Source organism: Corallococcus praedator, from assembly GCF_003612125.1.
Classification (GTDB): Bacteria; Myxococcota; Myxococcia; order Myxococcales; family Myxococcaceae; genus Corallococcus; species Corallococcus praedator.
Map to the genome: position 1 here is coordinate 1 of NZ_RAWI01000441.1, position 7,210 is coordinate 7,210.

At 72.2% G+C, this 7,210-nt stretch carries 8 protein-coding genes; 4 read left to right on the top strand and 4 right to left on the bottom strand.

Going from position 1 to position 7,210, the window contains the following annotated elements:
* Positions 1–859: hypothetical protein (locus tag D7Y13_RS35410; RefSeq protein ID WP_120630934.1), on the top strand; the 859-nt coding region annotated here is incomplete at its 5' end.
* On the opposite strand, the gene D7Y13_RS35415 is transcribed toward D7Y13_RS35410, so the two are convergent.
* Both D7Y13_RS35415 and D7Y13_RS35420 read right to left on the bottom strand, forming a co-directional pair.
* Positions 860–1,168, bottom strand: coding sequence for a hypothetical protein (locus D7Y13_RS35415; RefSeq protein WP_120537735.1), 309 nt, complete (start codon positions 1,166–1,168; stop codon positions 860–862).
* Positions 1,161–1,379 carry a hypothetical protein gene (locus D7Y13_RS35420; protein WP_233595930.1) on the bottom strand — a complete coding sequence of 73 codons (219 nt, stop codon included), beginning with the start codon at positions 1,377–1,379 and terminating at the stop codon, positions 1,161–1,163. Before D7Y13_RS35420 ends, D7Y13_RS35415 begins: the two co-directional genes overlap by 8 nt.
* Before the next feature lie 276 nt (positions 1,380–1,655).
* Here D7Y13_RS35420 and D7Y13_RS35425 point away from each other — a divergent pair, with 276 nt between their 5' ends.
* Both D7Y13_RS35425 and D7Y13_RS35430 read left to right on the top strand, forming a co-directional pair.
* Positions 1,656–1,865 carry a hypothetical protein gene (locus tag D7Y13_RS35425; protein WP_120537737.1) on the top strand — a complete coding sequence of 70 codons (210 nt, stop codon included), beginning with the start codon at positions 1,656–1,658 and terminating at the stop codon, positions 1,863–1,865.
* A gap of 141 nt (positions 1,866–2,006) precedes the next feature.
* Positions 2,007–3,023, top strand: a complete 1,017-nt coding sequence (locus D7Y13_RS35430; RefSeq protein ID WP_120537738.1) for a hypothetical protein — start codon at positions 2,007–2,009, stop codon at positions 3,021–3,023.
* Between the two features lie 25 nt (positions 3,024–3,048).
* Here the strand turns inward: D7Y13_RS35430 and D7Y13_RS35435 are convergent, their stop codons facing one another.
* Entirely contained in the window at positions 3,049–3,954 is a 906-nt protein-coding gene (locus D7Y13_RS35435; RefSeq protein WP_120537739.1) for an AEC family transporter, read from the bottom strand.
* A 234-nt stretch (positions 3,955–4,188) separates the two neighbouring features.
* Here D7Y13_RS35435 and D7Y13_RS35440 point away from each other — a divergent pair, with 234 nt between their 5' ends.
* Complete coding sequence (locus tag D7Y13_RS35440; protein ID WP_120537740.1) at positions 4,189–5,439, top strand: MDR family MFS transporter; 1,251 nt, start codon at positions 4,189–4,191, stop codon at positions 5,437–5,439.
* 1 nt (position 5,440) lies between these two features.
* Here the strand turns inward: D7Y13_RS35440 and traC are convergent.
* On the bottom strand, positions 5,441–7,210 hold a 1,770-nt coding region (gene traC, locus D7Y13_RS35445; RefSeq protein ID WP_147452565.1), incomplete at its 5' end, for an outer membrane exchange accessory lipoprotein TraC.

Consider the following 7,210-nt stretch of genomic DNA (forward strand, 5'->3'; position numbering starts at 1 on the left):
GGCCCCGCCCCCCTCCAGCTCCGACGAGCGCCGCGCGCAGGAGGCGGAGGCCGTGCTGCACGCCAGCGCTGAACGGCTCGCCAGGCGCGTGCAGGAGCTGGGCGTGCAGATGCGGCGGCCGGAGGTGGTGAGCGACCGCTGGACGCTGATGTCGGAGCTGGCCGCGTCGCGCGCGGACTTCCGCAACCGCGTGGGCGACCTCGTCTACCTCACCGCCGCGGCCTTCGCCGACGTGCGGCGCGAGGACGTGGTGCCCGGCTACGCCCACCAGGTGGGCGCGCGCGTGGCCCTGCGGGGCGCGGCGGCGGACCTGCGCCGGTCGCTGCAGGGACGGATGGAGCGCGCGGCGAAGGCGATGGATGCCCAGCGGCCCGCGCTGGCGCGGCAGGCGGAGGAGAGCCTCGCAGCCTTCGTGTCGCTGTCGCCGTCGCTCGCGCTGCGCACGCCCACCAAGCGCGAGATCGTCGCGGCGCGGGGCCGGCTGCGCGAAGCGGGCGCGAAGCCCGAGCTGGGGCCGGACGTGCTGCCAGGGCTGGTGGAGCCCTTCCTCGCGCTCCTGGAGGAGGCGATGGAGGAGATGACGCGCACCTGGCTCACCGTGCATGACCGCGCGGTGTGGGCGGCGAGCGGCGTCCGGCTGGAGCAGGTGGACATGCACCTGGAGCTGGGCTCACCGGGCGCGGCGCGCGTCCTGGAGGAGGCGGTGACGGCCGCGGGCGCGCTCTCCGGCCGCTCGGCGCCCTTCGACGTCTTCCTGCGCAAGGGGCGTCAGGAAGCGTCCGCGGGACTCAACGAGGCCGGCGCCAGGGACCTGCTCGCCCGCTTCCGCGAGCGGCTGGCCAGCCTGCCGTTCAGTTGATCACGGCTTCGGCGTCGAAGGCAGCGCCGGAGGGCCACCGGACGCGGGCAGCGCCGGGGCGTCCTTCTTCGGCGGCAGGATGCGCAGCTCCTCGAAGCGCTCCGCCAGCGTCTGCGGCGTGAGCTCCTCCTGCCACTGCTTGGGGTTGGTGTTCCATCCGAAGTCGGCCGGCACCTTGCCGCCGCCCTGGCTGGAGTAGCCAATCATTTCCGGGAACTGCGCGGACCAGCGGCCCCCGGGGTCCGGCTCCTTGGTGACGTGCTGCCGGTTGGGGAGGATGAAGGGCTTGGGCTTGGAAGCATCACTCATGCATCGCAGCCTCTCCGAAACCCGGCCGCATGGGTAGAGGCAAGCGGGCCCCCTGCCGCCTTCGCGCATGGTCCTTGGGAGGCAGCACGCTCGGCCCCAGCGCGAACACCGCCGCGAAGTAGCGCGCCTGGGCCTCGCTTGCGTAGCGGTAGCGCCGCAGGTCCCCCTCCGAAGGCGTGACGTCCACCCGCCAGCCCTTCCGGTCGCACATGACCTTCACTGTCGTCCCTGCACCCATCCCACGCCTCCCCCGTCCCGTTGCTGTCCGAGGGGGTGCGCTATGGAAGTCCCGTGCCAGCCCGCTCCAGCCTGGACAACAGGTTGCAGTGTCGGCAGGTGGTCAGTCGGTGGACCCCCGGTAACGTTTGCAGCCGGGCGCTGTCATCCGGCTGCTGTCCCTGAGAGGAGGGGCGGGGCGGCGAACCGGGTCCTCGCGGGCAGGTTTCAGTCTCCTTGTGTCCAGCGGATCCTGCGTTAACTCAATGGCATGACCCACTTCGAGACCCAGAGCGGAGAGCGATTCGCCGACTTCGATCTTCCCGAGGGCTGCATGGTGTGCGGAGGCGCGGTCTTCATCCGTGCCACGCCCGCGGGCGCCCACGGCTACTGCCCCCACTGCCACGTGCTGTCACGTCCGCAGATGCGCGTGAAGCCCAACGGCGTGGAGCTCTCCTTCGAGACCACCGCGCTCGCGTAACCCCAGAGCGCCCTTCCTCACGGTGACAGGCCCGCCCGGAGAACATCCACCCGTGGCGGCAAGGGATTGAAAACAGTGCGGAGGCACGGGGGAGTCGCGGTAAGCCGCGATTCCCCTCTTTTTTTGCCTCCGAGGTTCCCGATGAAGCGCTTCCTGCTGTCCGCCGCCACGACGCTGGGCCTGACGTTGGCGGGCGCGCCCGCGCAAGCCCAGTCCCCCGGTCCCTTCTCCCCGTTCGTCCCGTTGGAGCTGCGGGTGAACTTCCAGCCGGCGAGCGCGCCGGTGCCTGCGGGCTTCGTGGCGGACTCCGGCCAGGTGTACGGCAACCGGGGCAACGGCTTCACGTACGGGTGGAACCAGGACAACACCGCCAACACGCGCGACCGCAACAACCCCAACGTCCCGTCGCAGGCGTACGACACGCTCATCCGCACGCAGAACGGCGCGAACTTCACCTGGGAGCTGGCCGTGCCCAACGGCTACTACGAGGTGCGGCTCGTCGCGGGCGACCCTGACTTCACCGACAGCGAGTTCGCCTTCAGCGTCGAATACTACGGCGACGTGCTGCGCGGCACGCCGAGCGCGGACCAGCACTTCTTCGAAGCGGTGAAGCTGGTGGACGTGAAGGACGGCAGGCTCACGGTGAGCAGCAGCAGCCCGGCCGTGAACAACAAGCTCGCCTTCCTGGAGGTGAAGCGGAAGTTCGGCATCGACATCAACTTCCAGCCCGCGTCCAACCCGCCGCTGGAGAACTACGGCTACCTGCCGGACAACGGGCTCATCTACGGCGCGCGCCAGTTCGGCTTCACCTACGGGTGGAACGTGGACAACACGGCCAACATGGTGGACGCGGGCCATGACGTGGACATCGTCGCGCAGCGCCACGCGCGCCTGCAGCAGGGCGGCGAGCGCGTCTGGGAGATCGCCGTCCCCAACGGCGTCTACGAGGTGAGCATGCTGGCCGGCGAGCCGTTCAACTACGTGGGGGCCTACCGCATCCAGGCGGAGGACACCGTGGTGCTCAGCGGCCTGCCCACCGGCTACGGCTACACCACCGGACTTGCGCGCGTCGCGGTGTCGGACGGACGCCTCACGGTGAAGAGCGCGCCGGGCGCGGCGAACAACAAGCTCAACGCCGTGTTCATCCGCCAGCTCTAGCGTGAGCGCGGGGCCCGGGTGCCTGTCAGTGCACCTGGGCCATGAACAGCGGCGCGGTGAGGAACGACAGCGGGATGCCCACGCCCACCATCAGCACCGCCAGCTCCGGATCCAGCTCGTATTCGGCGGCGAGCAGGGCCGCGGTCACCATGGGCGCCATGGCGATTTGAAGCACCGTGGTCTGCTTCACCACCAGCGCCAGCCCCGGCATGAACGCCACCACGGCCAGCGCGACCAGCGGCGCGAGCACCAGCTTGTAGGACAGCCCCAGCGCGAGCGCCGGCACCCGGGCGCGCAGTCCGCCCAGCCGCAGCTGGAAGCCCACGAGGAACAGCGCCAGCGGCGTGAGCAGGTCCCCCAGCCGTTGCAGCACGGAGTCCATCCAGTCCGGGAAGGCGAAGGGCCGCAGCACCAGCGCCAGCACCAGCGCCTGGAACGGGGGGAACACCAGCACCTTGCGCACGAGCATGCGCACGGACAGCGAGGCCTGGGCGTGGGCCTTCGCGGCCGTCAGCGTGGCGAGCGTCGCCACCACCAGGAACGAGCCCAGTTGATCCACCACCACCGCCACCGCCATGCCGTCCGGGCCCAGCAGCGCGGCGGCCATGGGCAGGCCCACGAAGGCGGTGTTGCCCAGGCCCGCGGTGAGGACGAGCGCCGCCACCGACTCGCGCGACAGTCCCAGCCGGGGGCCCAACAGGCGCATGAAGACGCTGGAGCCCACGAAGAGCAGCCAGGGGGCCACCGCGGCCACCACCAGCCCGGGGACGAACTCCAGCCGGTGCATGGCGCGCAGCACCAGCGCGGGCAGCGACACGTTGAGCAGGAAGACGTTGAAGACCGACGCCGTGGCTTCGGGGAACCGGCCGCTGCGGCGGGCGAGCACCCCCAGCACCAGGCACACCCCCAGCAGTCCGATGACCTGACCCATGCCCTGCTTCGTCCCGCCTTCCCGTGTCGGTGGCGGCGCAACCTGGAGGAGCCCACCCGAGAAGTCCAGCCTCCCGAACACGCCCCGGGAATGCGCGTTTCCACGCGGATGGAATGCATGAGGCCCCAACCGCCGCGCAGGAGGTGGAAGGTCATGGAAAGGCGCGGGACGCGGGCGCATTGTGGCGCGCGCGGTCCGTCAGTCCTGACGCCGCGTCCCCGTCGGGCCCCCTGTATGAATCCCGTTGCCACGGTGTTGAGAGCGCTCGGTGGCGGTGGCCTGCCCCGCACCTATTGGGTGTTGTGGGTGGGCACCTTCGTGAACCGGCTGGGCGCCTTCGTCGCGCCCTTCCTGGCGCTGTACCTGACGCGCGAGCGCGGCTTCAGCGTGGAGCAGGCGGGCCTCATCGTGTCGCTGAACGGCGCGGGCGCGGTGCTGGCGGCGCCGCTGGGCGGCATGCTCGCGGACCGGGTGGGCCGGCGCCTGACGCTCGCGGGAGGCCTGTGGCTGGGCGCGGGCGCGATGGTGTTCATCGGCTTCTCGGAGACGCTGGGGCGCATCGCGGTCGCGGCCTTCCTGCTGGGGCTGTTGGGGGAGCTGTACCGGCCGGCGGTGTCGGCGGCCATCGCGGACGTGGTGCCGGCGCGCGACCGGGCGCGGGCGTACGGGATGCTCTACTGGGTCATCAACCTGGGCTTCGCCATCGCGCTGCCGCTGGCGGGCCTGCTGGCGGGGCTGGGCTACCGGCTGCTCTTCATCGCGGACGCGGTGACCACGTTCCTCTACGGCTGCTGCGTCTGGGTGCTGGTGCCGGAGACGCGGCCGGCGGCGGTGGAGGGGGCCCCGGCGCGCTCCACGCTGGGCGACCTGCTGACGCCCTTCCGCGACGGCGTGTACCTGGCGTTCTGCCTGCCCATCTTCGCGCTGGCCCTCATCTTCTTCCAGAGCCACATGAGCCTGCCGGTGACGCTGGCCGCGCGGGGCCTGACACCTGCCGACTACGGGCTCGTGATGTCGGTGAACGGCGTGCTCATCGTCGCGCTGCAACCGTTCGTCAACCGCCTCGTGGGCCGGGTGCGGCGCTCCACCGCGCTGGCGTTCGCGGGCCTGCTGACGGGGGTGGGCTTCGGGCTGCACGCGCTGCCCACCGGCGTGCCGTGGGCGATGCTGGCCGTGGCGGTGTGGACGCTGGGGGAGATGGCGCAGTCACCCGTGGCGCCCTCGGTGGTGGCGGACCTGGCGCCGACCGAGCTGCGCGGCAGCTACCAGGGCGCGTACCACATGATGTGGGGGCTGGCGTCCAGCATCGCGCCCGCGCTGGGCGGCGCGGTGCTGGGCCACGTCAACGCCTCCGCGCTGTGGGCGGGCTGCTGCGTCCTGGGCCTCGCGGCGGGCGCGTGGCACCTGGCCATCGCGGGCGCGAGGCGCAGGCGGGTGGAAGCCCTGCGGCTGGAGCGCCCGGAGATGAGCGCCAGCCTGGACTGAGCTACTGCCCGAGCAGCGCCTCCGGCCGGGTGAGGCCGCGCGCGCGGGCGACGGGCTGGAGGACGTCCTGGGGGGGCGCGTCGGCGGTGAGCAGCAGCGCGCGCACGGCGGTCTCCACCACGTCCTCGGCCCCGGGGCGCACCATGCCGCGCCGGGCGTCCTCCACGCGCTTGCCGCGATACACGTCGAAGCGCTCCTTCACGCGCTTGGCCAGGTCCGCGACGGCCTTGTCGCCCGCGTCCACGCGCAGCTCCAGCTCGTTGCGCAGCTGCACGGGGTCCGCGAGCACGCCGTAGCGGTCATAGCCCTTGTGGGCCACGTCCTCGTGCAGCACCGCGTAGTCCTGCGTGTTGGGCGCGGGCACCTGCTGGGGCGTGAGCAGGTCGCGCATCACCGCCGTCACGGTGGCCGTCACCGTCAGCCGGTGCAGCTGCACGTCGTAGACGAAGTCCGAATACATGGGCTCCTCCACGGTGATGGGCTCGCGGAAGACGGCGTCGCGGTTGCGCTGCACCTCCGTGCGCTGCGTCTCCGCCTTGTCCAGGGCCACCTGCACCGCCGTCTCCAGCACGCGCGCCGCCTTGGCCTTCTGCACCATCAGGCCCTCGTCCTGGGTGCACTGCCCCGAGCAGCGCTCCGGGTTGCACTCGCCGGGGATGCTGCCCGGCTTCTTCGCGTCGCGGGCCTCCTCGCCGCACTCCACCAGCGCCTCGCGGCACTCGCGCTTCTCCCGCTCGCGGCACCGCTCGGCGGCGTCGCGCAGCGTGCCCAGCTCCATCTGGGCGCGCAGGTACTCGCGCAGCACCGCGGCCTGCTTGCGCTCCACCGTCTCCAGCGTGCGCTCGGTCTCCAGCAGCTTCGTCTCGAACTGGCCGCGCTTGGGGTTGGGCACGGAGCGGTTGCCCGCGAGGTAGCGCTTCGTGCGCTGCGACTCCTCCACCGCCTTCAGGGGCAGCACGCGCTCCAGCGCCAGCTCCAGCTTCACGCCCACCCGTCCAGGGGGCGCCTCCGTCACGACCTTCAGGGGCAGCTGCGTGGGCAGGAACGTGGCCAGCCGTCCCGCGCCCAGCCGCTGCGCGACATCCGGCGCCTGGGCCTTGTCGTCCACGGGCGCGGCCACCACCAGGAAGGCCACCTCGTCGCGCAGCTTCAGCCGCACCGCCTCCGCCCGCTCCCGGGCCGCCGTGGCCCCCACGCGCTCCTGGTCCGCGCGCACGTACGCCAGGAGCGCGTTGCCCAGCTTGCCCGCCTTCTCCAGGGTGTCCGCGCTGGCGAAGAAGCGCTTCGCCCACGCCACCTGCACCGCGTCCACGCCCTTGCGGGCGGACGTGTGGTCCGGGGCCACGGCCAGCACCGCGTCCAGCTCCGCGCGGGCGTCCTGGAGCTTCTCTTCCTTCAGGAGCCCCAGGGCCACCCCCACGCGCGCCTCCAGCGTCTGGGCGAGCAGGGCCCGGGCCCCGTCATGGTCCGGGTCCAGCTCCAGCACGCGCACCAGCAGCTTGGTGGCGGACGGCAGGTCCCCGGAGGCATGGGCGGCACCGGCCTCCTGGTACACCTCCGCACCCCACTCCTTGCGCACCGCGCGCAGCTTCACGGTGACCTCGGAGGCCTCCGGGTCCGCGGCCAGGGCGCGCAGGTACGCGGCCTCCGCCTCCGCCCAGTGGCGCTCCTTCGTGGAGGCATCGCCCTCGCGCACCGCGCGGGAGAAGGCGGAACAGCCACTGAGGAGCACGAGCGAGGCCAGGGCCAGGGCGCTCAGCCAGCGGGAGGG

Excerpts from the sequence above, each read along its gene's own strand:
- D7Y13_RS35415 (WP_120537735.1), bottom strand. The coding sequence starts at position 1,168 with ATGAGTGATGCTTCCAAGCCCAAGCCCTTCATCCTCCCCAACCGGCAG.
- D7Y13_RS35420 (WP_233595930.1), bottom strand. The coding sequence starts at position 1,379 with ATGTGCGACCGGAAGGGCTGGCGGGTGGACGTCACGCCTTCGGAGGGG.
- D7Y13_RS35425 (WP_120537737.1), top strand. The coding sequence starts at position 1,656 with ATGACCCACTTCGAGACCCAGAGCGGAGAGCGATTCGCCGACTTCGAT.
- D7Y13_RS35430 (WP_120537738.1), top strand. The coding sequence starts at position 2,007 with ATGAAGCGCTTCCTGCTGTCCGCCGCCACGACGCTGGGCCTGACGTTG.
- D7Y13_RS35435 (WP_120537739.1), bottom strand. The coding sequence starts at position 3,954 with ATGGGTCAGGTCATCGGACTGCTGGGGGTGTGCCTGGTGCTGGGGGTG.
- D7Y13_RS35440 (WP_120537740.1), top strand. The coding sequence starts at position 4,189 with ATGAATCCCGTTGCCACGGTGTTGAGAGCGCTCGGTGGCGGTGGCCTG.